The 18,160-nt window shown below is 60.4% G+C and carries 19 protein-coding genes; 1 reads left to right on the forward strand and 18 read right to left on the reverse strand.

Translation table 11 applies throughout. From position 1 onward, the window contains the following. Window positions 1-10: 10 nt before the first annotated feature. Complete coding sequence (locus Q666_RS40410) at window positions 11-904, reverse strand: cation diffusion facilitator family transporter (protein ID WP_023002730.1); 894 nt, start codon at window positions 902-904, stop codon at window positions 11-13. 222 nt (window positions 905-1,126) lie between these two features. Further along, window positions 1,127-1,900 (reverse strand): DUF1223 domain-containing protein, encoded by a 774-nt coding sequence (locus Q666_RS40415; protein WP_023002731.1) that lies wholly within the window; start codon window positions 1,898-1,900, stop codon window positions 1,127-1,129. A gap of 326 nt (window positions 1,901-2,226) precedes the next feature. Here Q666_RS40415 and Q666_RS40420 point away from each other — a divergent pair, with 326 nt between their 5' ends. After that, complete coding sequence (locus tag Q666_RS40420) at window positions 2,227-3,393, forward strand: hypothetical protein (RefSeq protein WP_023002732.1); 1,167 nt, start codon at window positions 2,227-2,229, stop codon at window positions 3,391-3,393. A 15-nt stretch (window positions 3,394-3,408) separates the two neighbouring features. Here the strand turns inward: Q666_RS40420 and Q666_RS40425 are convergent, their stop codons facing one another. From Q666_RS40425 to Q666_RS40500, 16 genes are all read right to left on the reverse strand, one after another. Beyond that, window positions 3,409-4,341, reverse strand: coding sequence for a diacylglycerol kinase family protein (locus tag Q666_RS40425; protein ID WP_023002733.1), 933 nt, complete (start codon window positions 4,339-4,341; stop codon window positions 3,409-3,411). A 3-nt stretch (window positions 4,342-4,344) separates the two neighbouring features. Then, window positions 4,345-5,562 (reverse strand): glycosyltransferase, encoded by a 1,218-nt coding sequence (locus tag Q666_RS40430; RefSeq protein ID WP_023002734.1) that lies wholly within the window; start codon window positions 5,560-5,562, stop codon window positions 4,345-4,347. Continuing rightward, window positions 5,559-6,791 (reverse strand): cyclopropane-fatty-acyl-phospholipid synthase family protein, encoded by a 1,233-nt coding sequence (locus Q666_RS40435; protein WP_023002735.1) that lies wholly within the window; start codon window positions 6,789-6,791, stop codon window positions 5,559-5,561. Before Q666_RS40435 ends, Q666_RS40430 begins: the two co-directional genes overlap by 4 nt. 16 nt (window positions 6,792-6,807) lie before the next feature. Next, a complete protein-coding gene (locus Q666_RS40440) occupies window positions 6,808-7,776 on the reverse strand; it encodes a fatty acid desaturase (RefSeq protein ID WP_152533285.1) in 969 nt (322 codons plus the stop codon). Between the two features lie 24 nt (window positions 7,777-7,800). Next, the gene (locus tag Q666_RS64720) at window positions 7,801-8,940 is read right to left on the reverse strand and encodes a cyclic nucleotide-binding domain-containing protein (RefSeq protein ID WP_023002737.1); all 1,140 of its coding nucleotides are present in this window, start codon (window positions 8,938-8,940) and stop codon (window positions 7,801-7,803) included. Between the two features lie 9 nt (window positions 8,941-8,949). Continuing rightward, window positions 8,950-9,579, reverse strand: a complete 630-nt coding sequence (locus Q666_RS40450) for a hypothetical protein (RefSeq protein ID WP_152533286.1) — start codon at window positions 9,577-9,579, stop codon at window positions 8,950-8,952. A gap of 142 nt (window positions 9,580-9,721) precedes the next feature. Beyond that, entirely contained in the window at window positions 9,722-10,840 is a 1,119-nt protein-coding gene (locus tag Q666_RS40455) for an acyltransferase (protein ID WP_023002739.1), read from the reverse strand. 158 nt (window positions 10,841-10,998) lie between these two features. Beyond that, window positions 10,999-11,919: an NAD-dependent epimerase/dehydratase family protein gene (locus Q666_RS40460; protein ID WP_023002740.1), complete on the reverse strand. Its 921-nt coding sequence runs from the start codon at window positions 11,917-11,919 to the stop codon at window positions 10,999-11,001. Between the two features lie 163 nt (window positions 11,920-12,082). Beyond that, a complete protein-coding gene (locus Q666_RS40465; RefSeq protein WP_023002741.1) occupies window positions 12,083-12,703 on the reverse strand; it encodes a DsbE family thiol:disulfide interchange protein in 621 nt (206 codons plus the stop codon). Beyond that, entirely contained in the window at window positions 12,700-12,882 is a 183-nt protein-coding gene (gene ccmD / locus Q666_RS40470) for a heme exporter protein CcmD (RefSeq protein ID WP_023002742.1), read from the reverse strand. Before ccmD ends, Q666_RS40465 begins: the two co-directional genes overlap by 4 nt. A 5-nt stretch (window positions 12,883-12,887) precedes the next feature. Then, a complete protein-coding gene (locus Q666_RS40475; RefSeq protein WP_023002743.1) occupies window positions 12,888-13,655 on the reverse strand; it encodes a heme ABC transporter permease in 768 nt (255 codons plus the stop codon). Window positions 13,656-13,735: 80 nt separating this feature from the next. Then, the gene (gene ccmB, locus Q666_RS40480) at window positions 13,736-14,407 is read right to left on the reverse strand and encodes a heme exporter protein CcmB (protein ID WP_023002744.1); all 672 of its coding nucleotides are present in this window, start codon (window positions 14,405-14,407) and stop codon (window positions 13,736-13,738) included. Continuing rightward, a complete protein-coding gene (gene ccmA, locus Q666_RS40485; protein WP_353607905.1) occupies window positions 14,404-15,072 on the reverse strand; it encodes a heme ABC exporter ATP-binding protein CcmA in 669 nt (222 codons plus the stop codon). The genes ccmB and ccmA overlap by 4 nt, the downstream gene beginning before the upstream one ends. Window positions 15,073-15,256: 184 nt before the next feature. Continuing rightward, entirely contained in the window at window positions 15,257-16,039 is a 783-nt protein-coding gene (locus Q666_RS40490; RefSeq protein WP_023002746.1) for a hypothetical protein, read from the reverse strand. Between the two features lie 267 nt (window positions 16,040-16,306). Then, window positions 16,307-17,197 (reverse strand): hypothetical protein, encoded by an 891-nt coding sequence (locus Q666_RS40495; RefSeq protein WP_023002747.1) that lies wholly within the window; start codon window positions 17,195-17,197, stop codon window positions 16,307-16,309. A gap of 45 nt (window positions 17,198-17,242) precedes the next feature. Continuing rightward, the gene (locus tag Q666_RS40500; protein WP_208993983.1) at window positions 17,243-18,160 is read right to left on the reverse strand and encodes an RDD family protein; all 918 of its coding nucleotides are present in this window, start codon (window positions 18,158-18,160) and stop codon (window positions 17,243-17,245) included.

An 18,160-nucleotide genomic window follows, 5' to 3' on the forward strand; every position in this document is an offset into this window, starting at 1 on the left:
GGGCCACCGCCTAGAGCACCACAATGCCGGAATGCTTGGCCTTGTGTTCCGGTTCGACGTGAATGGTGATCCGGGCTCCGGGGACATCTTCGACAATGGCAATCTCGATCCGGTCGCAGATCTCATGTGCCTTGTCGACGGACATTTCGCCCGGCACCACCAGGTGAAAATCGATGAAGGTGGATTTGCCGGCAATGCGAGTGCGCAGGTCGTGTGCCTCCAGGGCGCCTTCGCCATGTTCGGAAATCAGAACACGGATCTTGTCCAATGTGTCGTGCGAGGCGGCTTCGTCCATCAGTCCGCCGACGGATTCCTTGACGAGGCCCCAGCCGGACCAGAGAACGGTGAGGCCGACAAGAACCGCAAGCGCGGGATCCATGACTTTCCAGCCGGTGAGCATCACCAGCACAACACCGCCCAGAACCCCGACGGAGCTGACCACATCGGTCATCAGATGCTTGCCGTCCGCAACAAGGGCAGGTGATCTTGCGTGTTTGCCATATCTCATCAGGTACCGCGCCCAGGCGCCGTTGATGACGGCGGCAAGCAGGTTCATGCCGATACCGGCTGGCGAATATTCCGGACTGTCGCCACTGATGAAGCCGAGCCAAGCCGCGCGGAAAATCGACAGGGCGGCAAGCACGATCATCACACCGACGAGAACCGCCGCGAAATACTCAACCTTGTCGTGGCCGTAGGGGTGGTTGCTGTCGGCGGGTTTGGCGGCGAACCAGACGGCTGCAAGCGTAGCGATAGCGGACGCGATATTGACCGTCGTTTCCAACGCGTCTGAATAAAGCGCTATGGAGCCGGTCAACAGGTAGGCGCCGATCTTGAGACCGAGAACGACCACGCCGAAAACGATGCTCAAAAAGGCTATCTGAAGCCTGCGCTTCAACTTCATGCGTTCCCCCAGGACCGATTTGCTTCACCAGACGCCGGCAAAGCAGAGAACCTGACCGGCCACTGCGTTTCGCAAATTGCCCGTGCTTTGGGCGTTTACGATCCCGAGGCGGGTCGAACGGGGCAAGGGGTAGCAGTTTTCTCGGGGGTTACAACCCGGCTTTGAGGCCGATGGGCTCGTTTTTCAGAGGGAATTGATATTTGGCCACACCACAGCGGCGGTTCACAGACCGCCGCTCTTGTTCATGGTTGCCGCGCCGATGATCCGGCCGGGGCCGTCGGGATTTTCAAGCTGCACGACAACTGCGCAGCGGGCGTCGCCTTTCAGCATCAGTTTGGACTTCGGCATGCGGAATGTCTCCTGGCCGCCGGACCACATCCCCATCGGCTGCAGATTGCGCACCACGTTGACGTAACGCACCTTGCGGCCCGCGTTTTCGCCACGGCCGATATCAACGAGGGCTTCATCCTGCATGCGCAGGAAATAGACGGTCGCCATGTTGAAGCCCTTGGGCAGGGAGCCTTTCACCGTTGCCTGGACGACCATGTCGGTAATCTTCAGGTCGATTGTCGCGGTAAAGGGGTCGGTACGTGCCAGCGCGGCCCTTACATCGCCTTCGCGGCTGCCGACGACGTGTTCCTCGCCGTTGATCACCATTTGCGGGGTGTAGACCGACCGGTCGCCGCGCCGCGCGGCATAGGCCCGCTGACGCTGCGAGTTGACGGGACTTGCCAGCGTGTCCTTCCAGCCGAGATAATCCCAGTAGTCGACGGGCATCACCATGGTCAGGACGTTGTTATCTTCCTGCACCAGCTTTTCCGCCAGCCGATCGGCCGGCGGGCACGAGGAGCAGCCCTGGCTGGTAAACAGTTCGATGACTTTTTCGGGTTGCGCCTGCGCGCCGTTGATTGGCGCAGCCAGGGCAACTATTCCGCCGGTTACAATAAGCGCGGTGCGGAGGGCCTTGCCGGCCTTCCGGGAAAACGATCCCACCATTTGGCTCAATTCCTTGTTCGATTGCCCCTAAAATATGCAATGGAGCACTCAACCGAAAGTCACGAGCGGGTGACTTTCGTCTTAGACGGCCTCATTCGCGCGTTTGTGACAAGGCCTCACCATTTGGCGTGCCAGGCGTCTTGTGGAAAATACAGGTCGAAACGGGCGTTAGCGTTCTGGCCTGTCTGGCTTTCGTGACCTGCGATGGTGGATTGTCTCGGGCGGAGAATCATGTGTTCTGGTGTCTCACGCCAGCCTGCCGCCTCCTTCGCTTCAAGCGCTGGCCGATCGTTGCCCGTGGTTCTGGCTGTTGAAACTGGAGACAAGTGCCCCTGTCTGGCGAACGTACCAAAGGTCAAGAGATCCATGACTTTGCGGTTCTGACGAGTGCCGCCCTGCCGTGGATGACCGGACCGTCCTTCATCTCACTGTGGCACGCCTGCGGGTTGGCAACGCTTGGCTATCGGGTTGTCTATGTTCTTCCCTGGCTGGATGAGGTTTCACAGCAACGGCTGTGGGGCGAGACCCGTTTCGTCGATTTTGACGAGCAGGTCGACTGGCTCCGGACGGAACTTGAAGCCTTCGGACCCTACAAATTTCCGGAATGCCGGCCTTATCGGGCAAGGTTTGTGGCAGGCATGGGGTCGATCGTGCCGATGGAAGACGTCTACCGCGCCGCGCCGCCGGCCCGGTGCCTGATCGCGAGCGAGCCGGAGCATCTGTGCTGGTATCCGGTAACGACCGGGCGCAGGGGCATCCGGGCGGACAAGACGATCGGCCTCAGCATGACGGATTATGAAACCTACATCCGCATGTCCGGGCTGCCGTTTCCAAACAGCCTCGCCCGGCTGGTATCTTATCTGCACGGCCGCGCCCTGCGGCTGCGCATCGATCTGCCCCTCAGCCTGTCGCCCGCCCTCACCCTGCCGGGCATCACGATGCCTGTGGAACGGGTGACCGGTGTCATGCCCGGTTACGCGCAGGTGCCTCTCGTTACGCAGGAAACCGAAGGGATCTATTTTCTCGGAGCTTTCCTCTGGGAAAAAGGCCTGGACGACCTTGCCCGCATCGCTGCCCGTGCCAAAAGGCCCATCGATGTCATTGGCGGGGGGCGCGATGAAGCAGAGTTTCGCGCCTTCGCACGAGAGGAAGGCGCTGAATTACGGTTCTTCGGACCGAATCGGCGGTTCTGGTCCGATATCGGACGATACCGGGTCATGGTGAACCCTTCGCGCAGCGAAATCCTGTGCACGGCAACCGCCGATGCGCTGGTTGCCGGCCGACATGTCATCCTGCCGGACTGTCCGGGCAACCTTCCCTACAAGGCCTATCCCAACGCCCATTTCTACACCGAACTGGAAGGGGCTCTCGAGGCGCTGGAGTATGCGTTGACGATTGTGCCGGAGCCTCCCATTGCCGCGCGCGAAGACTTCGACTGGATGAGCGCATGCCGCCGGCTGGTCCATCTTGCCGGGCTGGAAAGCGAAGATTGATCTTCCAGGCTCGTGTTATCGCCGGGACATCGGGACGCACAGGCGTATCGGCTGCTCGCAAACCGAGATCTGCGCAGGGGTATGCGCGACGATATCGCCGTCGGCCTGTATCGGGTCGCCCAGGGGACCCAGGATTTCGACTGTTCTGGCCGGCTGTTGGGCAACGAGACCATGCCGCAGGAGCAGGCCTGCCGGTATCAGCAGAAAGCGTCCGAAGACAGACAGAGCGCTGCCTGGAGGAAATATCGTTGCGCAAAAAGACGGGTTGGCGAGGTCGCAATTCGGTGCGAGGACAAATGTCCCGCCATACCGTTTGCCACGGCTGACGATCAGCGTCGCTGCCTTTTCGGGCTCACCGTCCAGTTGGACGTCCACCGGCGGGCAGGACCATCGCCGCAGTGTCCGGAAAACTTCGATCAGATAGGCGGCCTTGCCGAAGCGGGTCTTGGTGGCACGGCTGAGATCCGAAACCACCTGCGCGTCCAGCCCGATGCCGGCCATCATCATGAAGCGGTGCCCGTTGACCTGGCCTGGCCGGATCTTAAGGATGCGCGCTTCCATAAGGCAGTTCGCAATCCGGCGTGGATCCGTGCCGATGCCGAGCTCATGCGCCAGCACATTCGCCGTGCCGAGCGGTATGAGCCCCAGGGGCGGCGTCTGCGGGCCGGCTCCCTGGATTGCATCGTTGATCGTGCCATCGCCGCCGGCGATTGCCAGGATATCGGCGTCATCTGATGTCGTTTCCCGAACGAAACCGGCGGCATCGCCCGCCTTGGTCGTGATCAGGATTTCGCATGTGTGACCGCCTGCCTCAAGCAGCGCCAATACCGCCTTGAAACGCGTCTCGCGCTTGTGACCTGTGCGGGGATTGTAGACGACCCTGATCTTCAGGCTGTGCTCTTGAGGGCGGCTGCTGCCCGTCGCGGGGCCCTGGTCGTCCTCAGGCATCGCTCAGGCTCTGGACACGTGCCGGGCGTGCGGCAATTCACCGGCCGGCTGCAAGGAGCCTGCTGCCGGAACACGGGAAGCGGCGATGCGGTCCATGATCTCAAGAATGTCGGCGGGCGATGTGTTGGCGGCAAAAGGTTGCCGCGCCTGGCCGCTCTCGATGGCGCACATGGCCGCCTTGAAACTCTCGCTGAAATCGGAGGACGTCGAAAAGGCCAGTCCGGCTCCCGTCTTCGTCACGTAACGCAGGACCGCAGCTTCCTGCGGCAGCGCCAGGCTCTTGTCGAGCAGCATGGATACGCCAAGTGCCATGGCTTCGCTGGTGCTGCCCGGACCCGGCTTGCCGATGAAGAGATCGCTGGCGGAAAGATACTGGGCGACCCTGTCGGTAAACCCGAGAACCTGGACCGGAAACGGCAGGTCCATGGCGCGCAGCTGATCGGCAAGCGCTTCGTTCCGGCCGCAAAGAAACACCACCTGGGCGTTATGCGGAATGTCGCGCATCGCGGTTGCCAGTTCGATCATGCGCATGCTGCCCTGGGCACCATAGAGCACGGTCACGACAGGTCTGGAAGGATCGAGATTCAGCGCTTCCCGGCTGGAGCGTTGGGTGGGGTCGGTGAATTCCGGCCGTATCAGCAAGCCGCCCATCGCATGGATCTTGCCGGCAAGCTTCGGAAGCTTTTCGGCATTTCGCAGGGCGTCCTGCGTGCCGCAAATTGCGTGGTAGTCGGCCCGATTGGGAAACCAGACACCCTTCGCCAGTTCCGCCCAGTCCGTGATCATGACGGCGCCTTCCGGCAGCGGGCCTTCCGTTATGCCAGCGCGGTAGCGTTTCAGCGCCTCCAGCATCACCCGGTTGCCGAGCGGCATGACCGACAGCACGATGTCCGGGCGAATGTCCTCGAAATGCCGGGAAAGAATACTGATGGCCGGCGGTTCGCAGAAGACGTAGTTCAAGCGCAAGGCCGCATAAAACAGCCAGCAGGTGAGGCCGGTACGTCCCTGACGTAAGATGACCTCGTTGTAGATATTCTCCCCTGTGCGTGATCCGAAGCGGCTGAAGAGGTCGAGATGCGGGATCAGCGAGGTATAGGGATTTATCAGGCTGACCCGGTATCTGCCGGACCCTTCGAGGCATGCTTTCAGGGCGAAGGCGCTGGCCCTGTGGCCACCGCCTGCGTCCGTATAGATCACTGCCACATGGACGGGTTCCGTCATGCACCACCTTCTGAAGATGTACCGGCCGGGGAAGTGCCGGACTTCGGCAGGACCAGATGCTCCCGGGTCATCGGGACATCGTTTTTCAGGCCCCTGGTCATCAGCAGATGGTACAGCCGGTTGTCGCCCCAGCTGAAGGAGGAACTTGCGACTTCCAGATACAGCCGGAAGCTTCTGACGAAGGTGTCGTCATACATTTCGCGGATACGGTCGATATTGGCGTCGAAATTGGCGAGCCAGTATTTGACCGTCGGCGGATAGTGCAGCCGGATGTTCTCAAGGTCGATCATGTAGAGATCATTGTTGCCGGCAGCCTCGACCATGGTCGTCAGCGGCGATGCCTGAGTTCCCGGGAAGATGTATTTGTCGATCCAGGGGTCGATCGGCCGGGGGATTTCGTTGCCGATCGTGTGGACGAAGGCAAGGCCCTGTGGCTTGAGAATGTGTGCGATCCGTTCGAAGACCGGTGCGATCTGGGCATTGCCCATGTGTTCGACCATGCCGATCGAGGCAACCTTGTCGTAAAGGCCGTCCGCTTCGCGAGCGTCCTGCAGGCGGATCTCGATCTTGTCGGAGAGGCCGCGCTCGGCGATCTTCTGAATTGCATAGTCGCGCTGTTCTGCCGAAATGGTGAAGCCTACGCCCGTGATGCCGTAGTTTTCGGCGGCATACATCAGGAAGCCGCCCCAGCCGCAACCGAGATCGGCAACATGTTCGCCCGGCTTCAGGCACAGCTTGCGGCATACCAGTTCCAGCTTGTTGTTCTGTGCTTCATCCAGCGTGTTGTCGGGTGAGGTGAAATAGGCACAGGTGTAGATCATGCCCTTTCCGAGCAGGATCTCGTAAAAATCGTTGCCGATGTCGTAGCTGAAGGAAATGTTCTCGCGCGAGCGGGCAATGGTGTTGCGTGCGCGCAGGAAATGAAAGGCCAGTTTGATCCGCAGCATCAACGACATGGGCCGTTCCGCGAAATCGATGGCAAAGCCCAGGTAGAAGAGCTTCTTGATGTCGCCTTCCACCTCGATGTCGCCCAGCATGTAGCTCTCGCCAAAGCCCATGAAGGCATCCGAAAGCACCCTGGAGAGAGCCCGCTCGTTCTTGAAATGCAGAATGAACTCTGGCTCGGTCCCGATGGAGAAGCCGGTTCCGTCCCAGTAGCGGACTTCGAACTGCGCATCGGGAGAGGCCGCAGACATGGCTTCTGCGAGCTGGCGGATAACGTCTTTCATTGGCGGGCTTTCTAAATCAATGAAGAGAATTTGCAGGACGGCGTTTGGGTCCGCTGATCGCGGTCCAAAGCGAAATGATGCTGTCCCGGTACTCGGGAATGGTGCGCTTCAGCTCCTCGTGGAGCGCGGGCAGATTGTGATAGGGCACCCCGGGATACATGTGATGCGCCGTATGAAAGCGGAAGCCGACCGGCTGCACGATCAGGGCCAGCGGAGACTCGATCGTGAAGCTGTCGATCATCTGGTCTTCCCGTCCGGAGGTTTCGGCCAGGCGTTCCAGTTCATGTTCCAGCGGAATACGCGCGGTCAAAAGCGCCCAGCCCAGAACCAGGACGGCATAATAGAAAGGCAGCGCCGCGGGGAAGAAGATGATTGTCGCAATGAAGAGCGCGAGCGTAACCCGGGCGTGCCGGGTCACTTCGGCCTGCTGTTCCGGTGTCAGGGCGGAGCTGAGCGAAAAGCCGAGCTTCTCCGTCGCCCAGCGATCGAGCGCAGCTTCGACCCGGAACGCACCGAGCGCGGCGGTCACCGTCATCAGAAGGTTGGTAAAGGGCACCACAAAGGGGATCACGAGCAGAACCATCGCCATGGCAAACGCATTGCCGCGCACGAGCGGGTATTGCGGATCCTCGGGCGTTCCGAAAATGCCGAGCCGATGATGGGCCAGATGCGGCAGTTGAAACCGCAGCGGCGGAACCATCACGATGAGCGCCACGGTCCAGGTGTAGAGCGCCCGGAAACCGCGCAGCTTGTCGTCCTTGATGTGAACGATTTCGTGGCAGAAAAGTCCTGCGCGGTGCAGGCCGAATGTCGCGAGCAGCCAGGGCAGGATAACCATCGGCCAGGAGGCGTTCAGACCCCACGCAAACCCAACGACAAAAAGCGCCAGATAAAAGCAGAAATCGCGATAGTAGATGGCTGGTCGCGGTATGAAATAGTCACGGGCAATCATGTCGTTCCAACCTGCAGCGATAGGGTCGAGCAAGCAGCACTAGCTTAGGCTTGCGTCTCAGATCAAGCCTGTATTGAAGGCGGCGACACCCATCATGTAGTGAATCAGGATCACACCGGCGATGTTCTGATGCCTGATGTAGATCCAGCCGAAGATAAATCCGGTGCCGATTGTCATCAGCACGGCCGGAATGCCGAAATGGAGATGGAACATTCCGAACAGCACCGAGGCGAGAAGGACCGATCGCCATTTGCCCTGATCTCCCAGGAAACGCTGGAAGGAAGACTGCAGAAAGCCCCTGGCGATGATTTCCTGCAGAGCGCTGTGAAGAAAGTAGCTCAGCGTGCCCAGCAGGTTGAAGGGCAGTGGTTTGCCGGGCAGCGCGTCGAAATATTTGAGCACTGCCGCCAGTCCCCAGGCAAAGATGCAGAGCCCGACCGAAATGATCGCGCCCTCGATCAGGGATTTCTTCAGGCCGACGGTTGTCAGCCCGAGCGCCGAAATCGAGATGCCCATGTGCCGGATGACAAAGAGGCTTGGCACCATCAGGATGGCGAGATACTGCCAGGCGAAGACTTCGGTGTAGACGTCCACGTTGACGATCGTCCGCGCCAGCACGTTGTTTACCAGCGTGCCGATGGACATCATGATCAGCGAATAGACGAAAAACTTGCCGAACTGCTGCTGTTCGTTCCGGAGGTCCAGTTCACGCTGCAGGGCCGCGACATGCTCCTGCGTGGAGGCGCGCATGCGCCGTGTCACGAAGGACGCCAGTGCCCCCTTGAATTCTGCAAGTCTGGCTTCGCCATCGGCCAGTTCGAGGATCCGTTCCGGCTCGATTTCAAGCACGGCACCGGCTGTTTCGGCACGCACGGTTGCCGAGCGTGGTTCACCGTCGAGAAGCGCCATTTCGCCGAAAGGTTGCCCCGGCCCAATTTCCGCAACACGGTGGTCCGAGGCCGTGCCGTCGCCCTTGCGGTAAATGCCGAAGGTGCCTTCGAGAACGATGTAGAGCCCGTCGCTTGTCTCGCCCTCGACGATGACGTCCTGATGCGCTGGGACCGGCACCCTGCGCGAGGCCGCCCGCACCGCATCGGCGACCCGCTCCGGCATGAACTCCGTCATCCGATGAAAGATCGTTTCAAGATCTTCCGTTTCCTGGACCTTTTCTTCAACGGGGATGGAAGCCGTGCGCATGGGGTTACCCTACCTCGCGGTCCTGAACCAGCGGCCGCCGAAATACAGAAGCACGACGATCGGCATCAGCAGGACGTGATAGCTTCCATAGAGGCCAAGACCCCAGAACCCCGGGCTCTGCATCGGGATCATCGCTGATACACCCAGCGTGAGAAGAATGCCGGCGATCATCGGCAGCGTTCCCTTGTTCTGGCGGAACCGAACAACGCTCAGCACCAGCAGGAATATCAGGCCGACGGAATAATAGAGGATCACGGACAGAAAATCGTCGGAAGTCAGGATCATGAAGACCGGCCAGAGTGCACCCAGGACGCCGGCAGCCACAAATCCCTGGCGCAGCGGTGAGGACAGGTACTGAAAGCTGGCCGCGACAATCATGCTGAGACTGCCCAGAACGATGACGATGCGCGTTGCGATCACAAGAGGACGGTGCGCTTCGTGACCGATTGTTTCGAAGAACCCGTGGTCAATGGCACCCAGCATCGAGGCAAGCCCGATCAATGCAAGTGTCAGGCTCCAGATCCAGGCAGGTGAGAAGGTCTGAATGCCCGGACGCAGGCTCAGGCCGGCGAGAAAAAACAGCTCGCAGGCAAGGATCACATCAGTCAGGGCTGAAAGGACGAGTTCGGAAAGCAACAAGAATACTCATGGTTGGCGCCAATCTGACCGGTGGCGGCTGGCGGTGTCCGGCCTGAAATTGGCCGGTTCGCCGCAATAATCCGCCGTCAGCATTGAGATTATGTTAAGCGGCTCGCCGCAGCGAGACGCGGAATTCGACGCGTCAGGATGTTGCCTCGTTCGGTGTTTGTGCGGACCGCTTTCCCTTGACCCATGATTTCAGCGCCCGCTCCGCCGGCATCTCATAAATGCGGTAGAGGAAGATCGAAAACGCTGCCGTGATGCACAGCGATACCGGAAAGAAAACGATATCCGCCGGGATGGACGGCCTCAGGAAGATGTTCATCAGGTGAAGCGACGGCTGGTGCACAAGATAGAAGGCGAAAGAGGCATTGCCGAGAAGCACAAGCGGGCGGGTTGCAAACACCCGTGTGAGTGCGGCGCCTTCCGTCAGATGTGCATAGAAGAACAGTGTGATGACCGGCAGGTAGAACAGGGAATAGCGGAAGGGATCCGGGACATCCGGTGCCAGCCACATCGCCAGGAACAGAAGAAGATAGCTGAGTGGCTGCACTGCGCCGGGCAGCCGGACGCCGCGACGCCAGACCTCATGCAGAACCATGCCGACCAGAAACTCCAGAATGCGGAAGCCGGGAAAGACATAGAACAGCCAATGCGAGAACGGGTATTTGCCGAAGAAGATCACATCGCCCAGGAATACCTGAACCAGCAGGGCGGAAACGAACACCACCACACCGAGCCCCAGGGTCACCGCCACTAGCTTTCGCGGTGAAAACGCGACCAGGCCGAAGAAGCACACATAGAAGAACATTTCATCCGACAGCGACCAGGACAGTGCGTTGAGAGAGAAATAGATCGAGGAAACCGGAATCCAGCTCTGCAGGTAGGTCAGGTTCAGAACCGTCTTGATGACGCTGAATTCTTCCGAGTAGATCGCCTCGACCTGCATGATCGAGAAATAGAGAAACGGCAGTCCGGTGAGGAAATGCAGCGGTGTCAGACGGGCAATGCGCAGCAGGAAGTAGTCGCGAAAGGACATCGTGCCGGCAAGGATTCTCGTCTTGTAGGACTGTGTCAGCACGAAGCCGGACAGGATGAAGAAGAAAGAGACGCCGACATAGCCCTGTTCGGCGATCGTCTTGACGAAGTCGCAGCTGGTATCCCAGCGGAAATGAACGCCAAACACCAGCAAAGCTGCGAAGAAGCGCAGTCCGGTCAGTTGTTCCAGTCGAACCTTTGCCGCGCTGTCGGTCACGTTCATGCGCAAATCATCCCCTCAATTAACCCAGGGACACTAATGACCGCAGGCTTCCGGGAAATCTATGCCAGCGTCGATTTTATTATGGGTAAATGAACTGATGCGGCGGGTCCGATTCAGTCAGTCGCCGATTTTCTGCAGGTTCCAGCGCGAACGGCACATCAAGGTTCGCTGTGCTGCTTCACCCATTCCCACGTTTCTCCGATGCCGCGCCGCAGGGGAACGGCAGGTTGCCAGTCGAACGTCGCCTGTGCCCTGGCAATATCCAGCACCACCCGTGGCACATCGAAGTTGCGGCCCGGCTTGTAGACCGGCTCCAGGGTGCGCCCTGTGGTCTGGCCGATGATGTCGACGATCTGCGAGATGGACGTGCCTTCGCCACTTCCGGCGTTGAAGCTGCCGGACGCGCCGGAGGTCAGGGCGCGATGGCACAGGTCGGCAATGTCTTCGACGTGAACGAAGTCGCGCACGACGCTGCCGTCCCCCCAGATTTCGATGGGGGCGTCCTCCGCCACCTTGCGCAGATAGGTTCCGATCACGCCCAGAAGGCCGACCTGCGCCTGGCGCGGTCCATAGATGTTCGCCGGTCGCAGGGCGACGAACTCGAGCCCGTGGAGCTGTTGTTCCATGCGCAGGTACTGTTCGATCGCCAGCTTGACGATGCCGTAGGATGAGATCGGGTTCAGCGGATGATCTTCCGGCACCGGATCCTTTGTCGGGATGCCATAGACTGTGCCACCGGAGGAAAAGAAGACGAGTTTCCTCGTTCCGCTTGCCCGCATGGCTTCCAGAAGGCGAACCGTGGGAACGAGGTTGCCGGAGATGTCGGCGGCCGGATCGAGGTTCGAGGTCGAGGGAACGGTCGTGCTGGCCAGATGCGCCACCGCATCCACACCGGACAGGGTGTCGGCGAGCCGGTGATGATCGGACAGGCTGTGGAAGACGTAGTCGACACCGGGAAGCGGCGGCCGGTAAAGTTCCGGCCGGGTGTCCATGACCCGTACCGACAGGCCTTGCTGAAGGCATTTGTCCACGACATGAGACCCGATGAACCCGCAGCCACCGATCACAAGTACTTTCAAGACGGGCCTCTCCGGAATCGGCTGAAAAAGATGATCCGGACTTTAGAACGGCCCCGTGGCGATTTGTAAATGGGGCTTGGCCGGTTCGCCGTTGTCACTGCAAACAATCAGCGGGGACAATGGCCTGCGCAGGTGACAGGCAGGCACCACAAGGTTGGCAAGATCAGGATTTGTTGCCGTCCATGATCTTCTGCAGCTCCGGCAGGAAGACGTCGTAATAGCTTTCGGGGCTCAGCGGACCGATGAACTTGTACCGGATCGTGCCCTCCCCATCGACGACGAAGGTTTCCGGCACGCCGTAGACACCCCATTCGATCGCGGTGCGACCACCGGTATCTGCGCCGACGCGCTGATACGGATTGCCGAGGCTACCCAGGAAACGGCGGGCGTTTTCCGGCTTGTCCTTGTAGTTGATACCGAGAAGCTGGATGCCCTCGACCTTTGCCAGCTCTTCCAGAAGCGGGTGCTCCTGGCGGCAGGGCACGCACCAGGATGCAAACACATTGACGACGGAAACCTTGCCGATGAGATCCTGACGGGAAAACCCGGCAACGGCGGTGTCACCATCGGTGAGGCCTTCAACCGGCGGCAGGTCGAATTCCGGCGCCGGCTTGTTGATCAGCGCAGAGGGAATTTTCTGCGGATCGCCGCCGAGGGTCAGCTGAAACAGGAACAGGGCGGCGAGCGCTGCGAACACTACCAAGGGCAGCAGCACCAGAACCGGGAAACCGCGTTTGGCAGTCTGCTGCCCGTGTCGGCCGGCACCGGTATCGTGGGACGTCATGAGCTTGCTTTTCCTTCACCGGCCGGCCGGGCGCGGGAAATGCCCCGGGCTGCCAGGTCCTTGAGGGCTTTTTCCTGTTGGGCCTTGTCGATGCGCACCCAGGCGATCAGTCCGATGACCGTGAAGAGGCAAAGGCCGTAGGACGCCCAGATGAAGCCAGCGTGTGGGCCTAGATCCATGAGAATTACTCCGCAGGCTGAGCCGTGGCTGCCGCTGTGCCCGGCTGGGCAGCGCTTGCTGCGCGCAGGCGCAGGGCACGCACGCGGCGGCGCAGGATCTCGTTACGCATTGCCATCAGATGCAACACGAAGAACAGCAGCGTAAAGGCGATCGCCATGACCAGCAGCGGCCAGAGAATGTCCGGATGAATGGTCGGGCCGTCCATGCGCATGACGCTTGCCGGCTGGTGAAGCGTATTCCACCAGTCGACCGAAAACTTGATGATCGGCAGGTTCAGCGCGCCGACAAGCGTCAGCACGGCTGCCGCCTTGCCGGCCTTGATAGGATCTTCCATCGTGCGCCACAGCGTCATCAGGCCGAGATACATGATCAGGAGGACCAGGACCGACGTCAGTCGCGCGTCCCAGACCCAATACGTGCCCCACATGGGCTTGCCCCAGAGCGATCCGGTCACGAGTGCCATGAAGGTGAAGGCCGCGCCGATGGGGGCCGCGCTCTTGGCGGAAACATCCGCCAGCGGGTGTTTCCACACAAGGGTGCCAAGTGAGGACAGCGCCATCACGGAATAGCACATCATGCTGAGCCAGGCGGCCGGCACGTGGATATACATGATCCGCACGGTGTCGCCCTGCTGATAGTCTTCAGGCGCAACGAAGAAGCTCATGTAGAGCCCGGCGGCGAACGCAATGACGCACAAGCCGATAAGCCAGGGCAGAACCACCTGGACCAGCCTCAAAAATCGCGTCGGATTTGCATAATCCCAAATTGCCATGGAACCGTTCTAATCTAGAGCGTTGTCCGCTTCAATGGACGAGTATGCCGCAGGGTGCATTGCGCGGTGTCAAATTGCCGTCAATCTCCTGCAAACCGGAGCGCCGCGGCAGCGGCGAGCGGGCCGATCACCGCCGCAATCAGCGACAGCGAACACAGGATCAGGAACGGCGTCAGAAACGGCACAGGATCATGAATAGCGGCATCCGCGGCACTGACGCCGAAAATCAGCACGGGAATGGCCAGCGGTATCACCAGCACTGCCAGCAGAAGACCGCCTCGGCGCAACGAGACGGTGAGGGCCGCGCCGATGGCGCCGATCAGCGTCAGGGCCGGTGTGCCGACCAGCAGCGTGAGCGTGACGGCTCCCGTGGCGACGGGGTCGAGATTGAGAAAGATGCCGAGCAGAGGTGCGGCGATCACCAGCGGCAGGCCCGTTGCGACCCAATGGGCCAGGCACTTGATCAGCACAAGCAGTTCCAGCGACCGTCCGGCCATCAGCATCAGGTCAAGTGTTCCGTCCTCCCGATCAGCCTGAAACAGCCTGTCCAGTCCGAGGAGCGTCGCCAGCAGCGCACCGATCCACAAGATGGCAGGACCGATGCGGGAAAGCAGGTTCAGATCCGGACCGACGCCGAAGGGAATGACGGTGACAACGGCCAGGAAGAACAGCACACCGACAAGCGCGCTGCCGCCGACGCGCACAGACAGCCGAAGATCCCGCCGAAACAGCACAACAGCCCAGGAACTCATGCGGGCAGATCCTCCTCGTGCAGCGAAACGGGATCAGCGGTGCGCAGATGCAGGATCTTGGTTCTGGCAAGGGCCAGATCGGTGTGGGTAGCGGTTATGATCATGCCGCCGGCGGTCAGATGTCCGTTCATCAGGTCCAGAAGCTGGCCTTCCGATGCCTTGTCCAGCGCCGACGTCGGCTCATCCATCAGCCAGATCGGCCGGGGCGTGACCAGAAGCCGGGCAAGGGCCAGGCGTCTCGTCTGTCCGGCGGAGAGAAATCCTGCCGGCAGGTCTGTCGTGTGGCCTATGCCGAGGAGATCAAGCGCGGCCTCGGGAGACATTGCCGTTGCGCCAAAGACAGATGCTGAAACCGGTGAGGTGAAGCCTTGCCAGAACGTCAGGTTTTCCAGCACCGAAAGCGCTGCCTTGACCGCGTTCTGATGGCCGAAATAATGGGCGTGTTCAGCCGGCGACCGGTCGGGTTCTCCCTGTTCCAGCCAAAGCGTGCCGCCAGCCAGCGCGACAAGACCTGCCAGCGTCCGCAGCAGCGACGACTTGCCGATGCCGTTCGCGCCCGTCACGACCAGTGCCGTGCCGGAGGGAAGATCAAAGGACAGGTCCTGAAACACCCGGCGTCCGCCGCGATCGATGGTCAGGTTTTCGGCAATCAGTCTCAGGGGAATGCTCCGGCGGCAGGTTGGGTTGAACCTTGTTAGTTGGCCGCACTGTTATGATGCAAGGAAAATTCCCCGCCTTGTCTTTGCTCAAAGACAAAACACCCGGGGCTTGCCCCGGGTGCTCTGGTGTCCGGACCCGCTTGCCGGACAATTTCAAAAAGCAGCGCGGTTTGCCCGCGTTGCTGGGCGATCAGTCGAAGACAGATGCGATCTGGTCGACGCTGACGCCTTCCTTGATTTCACGCAGGCGCGCATAAATCAGTGCGACAAGGATACTCAGGAAACCTGCGCCGACTGTGGAAATGGCAGCGAACAGGATGATGCCGATGACCATGCCGATGCTGCCGGCCGAGGCCACGAGGCCGACGACGAACAGAGCGACGATGTTGATGATGGTCGCACAGATGATGGCCAGTACCAGCGCACCCAGGATCGGCCAGCGGTATTCCTTGGTGAGATACTTGCTGCGGCCAAGACCACCGAAGCCGGCGCGTTCGATCACCACGGCCGGTGCCATGACGGCGAATACCGCATAGACCCAAAGGCCCGGAACGACCAGCAGGACCAGGCCGATACCAACCAGGATCGAAACGACGATCGAGAGGATCGCCAGCGGCACGACAGCGCTCAGGGCCGGACCGAAGTAACGGCCAAGCTGTACCGGGCGCGACAGCTTCGCGTCATAGGCAAGCTGCACCAGAAGTGCGGTGGTGATGGAATAGACCACCATGCTGACGAGGATCGACAGCACGTTGGCAACAGCGCTGCCGGGGCCGGTGAACTCCTGCGGCTGGATGCCGAGTGCGGCGCCGAAGCCGACCAGCAGGCCGGAAATCAGGAAGCCGATCAGGTTCGGCACGAAGCCGACGATGACGACCTGAATGAAATGCTTGAGGAGGATCGAGAAGCTCTCGCCGATGATGGAGCCAACGCCAAGGGAGGCCGTTGGCTGGCTTAGGGTCGTGTCGGTCATTCAATTGCTCCGTAAAACTTCCAATAGTTTTTTCAAAAGTGGTTATCTAATTCCAGCCCACATGCCAACGAACGCTGCCCGCCAAACGGGAGGAGCGACGATCATCCGCCTGAAGCCGTGGACTGTCCGAAAACCGGTAGATCCCGATCGCATGAGCATCTTGCCCGCCCTCTGCTGAAGACAGTTACTCTTGCGATTTTTCACCATAAATCCTTCTGCAGCAGGTCACAAGCGGGGCCTTGCGCGGAAGTTCAACCCTCCTGACACTCAGTCGAAGACATCGGCGACCTGGTCAACGCTGATACCTTCCTTGATTTCGCGCAGTCGCGCGTAGACCAACGTGGCAAGGATTGCCAACGGTCCGCTTGCCAGCGCGTTGGTTGCGGCAAAGACGGGCAGGGCCCAGACGTAACTTCCCTCACGGGCGAGAAGCTCCACTGGAAAGGCGCCGGCAATCGTGACGGCCAGCGAGCAAAGCCAGACCGGCAGCAGTGCGCCGGCAATCTGCCAACGATAGGTTTTCGTCAGCGCCCAGCTGCGGCTCATGCCGCTGAAGCCAACCCGTTCAATGACGACAGCGGGGGCCAAAACCGAGAAGACCGAACATCCCCACAGGGCGACAAAAGGAAGAACCGCAAGCGCCGTGATGGAAATCAGGGTCGTATTCACGAAGATCGCAATGAAGACCAGCGGCAGCGCAATGCACACGAAGATGACGACCAACAGCCCGTTTTGCAGGCAGATCGGTGCGCTGGCCTTGAGGGCCGGCAGCAAATAGCGGGCAATCGAGACCGGGCGGTTCAACCGGGCGTCATAGGTCAGCTGGGCGAGAAAGGCCGCAGTTACGGCAAAAACGATCACATCGACAAAGGCCGTCGCAAGGTCGACGAGGCCGGCCAGGTCGCTGGTGTCGTCCGTTTCCAGATTGAGCGCGGCATCGACTCCGACAAGCGATCCAGCCAGCAGAGCGCCCAGGAGGCTGACTACAAAACCGATCGCAAGGACCGGCACAAGATTCCGGATCGTGATGGAAAAACTGGTTCCTATCAGCGCGCCGATCCCAAGTGACTGCCGGACATGGCGCCCCTGCGACCCCTCGGACTGGCCAACCCGATCAAGGAAATAGGCTCTGAGGCTATGATTGTCCTGTTTCTGCAATCTGGCTGATCCACTTGATGATTGGAGCCGGAGAGGGCGAAAGGTCTATTTTTCCTCGCCGGATTGGGCGTAGTGCTTGTTTTCCCGCTTGTCGCCGAACAGCTGGCGTTGCTCGAGATGTTCCCGCTGGGCGTTGTAGAACGCCTGCAGGAACGGCAAACGATCCACCGGAGGAACCGGAGCGGCATAGCCGATCTTCTTGCGGATCTTTTCCACGATGGCTTCCAGGGTGGCGTTCCGCTGGTGGGCAGCTTCGGCTCCGGACGGTGTATTCTGGCCACGCAGCAGCGTTTCCAGTGTCTGCAGTTCGAAGGCGCCGTAGTGGTCGAGCTGATGGGACAGGAAGACGAATTTCTTGCGTGCTGTCCCGGTCGCGACCGTCTCGCTGGCCAGATCCTTCAAAAGCACCGGCACCGGCAGGTGGATGACATGGGTGCCTGCCATCATGTCGCCAAGCCGGCGCCGGTAGCGGTTGAACAGGGGGATCATCAGCGACATGGCAACCCAGGCAAAAGCGGCGAGCGAGGCAAGCGGCGTTGCCGAATCCAGCGTCAGCAGAAGCGTCCCGGGCAGGAAGATCTCCGCCTCCTTCATCAGGTTGCGCAGGACAAGCGCGTGAGCGGTCAGTGGTCCGCCGTCATGGGAAACCACCTTGATCTTCATCAGCCGTTTGCCGAGGGTCTGGCCGTTCCAGGCCAGTTCGGCCAGCACATAGTAGGGAACCCGGATCAGGAAGAACAGCAGGGCGGCGATGGCCATCAGTGTCTGCGGTGTCGTAAGGTTGATCAGAGCGAGCAGGATCACCAGGCAGGTCGCGGCAATCGCGGTCAGGATGATATCGATGAGCTGGGCAGAAAAGCGCACCCCAACACCCGCGATGGGCAGCGTCAGTGCAACGCCCTCCGGCGGCACAAGCGTTGACGCTGGTGGCCGGTCGGTCTTGGTTCGTTTCCAGAAACGCAT

Source organism: Labrenzia sp. C1B70, assembly GCF_000475395.1.
Classification (GTDB): Bacteria; Pseudomonadota; Alphaproteobacteria; order Rhizobiales; family Stappiaceae; genus Roseibium; species Roseibium algicola.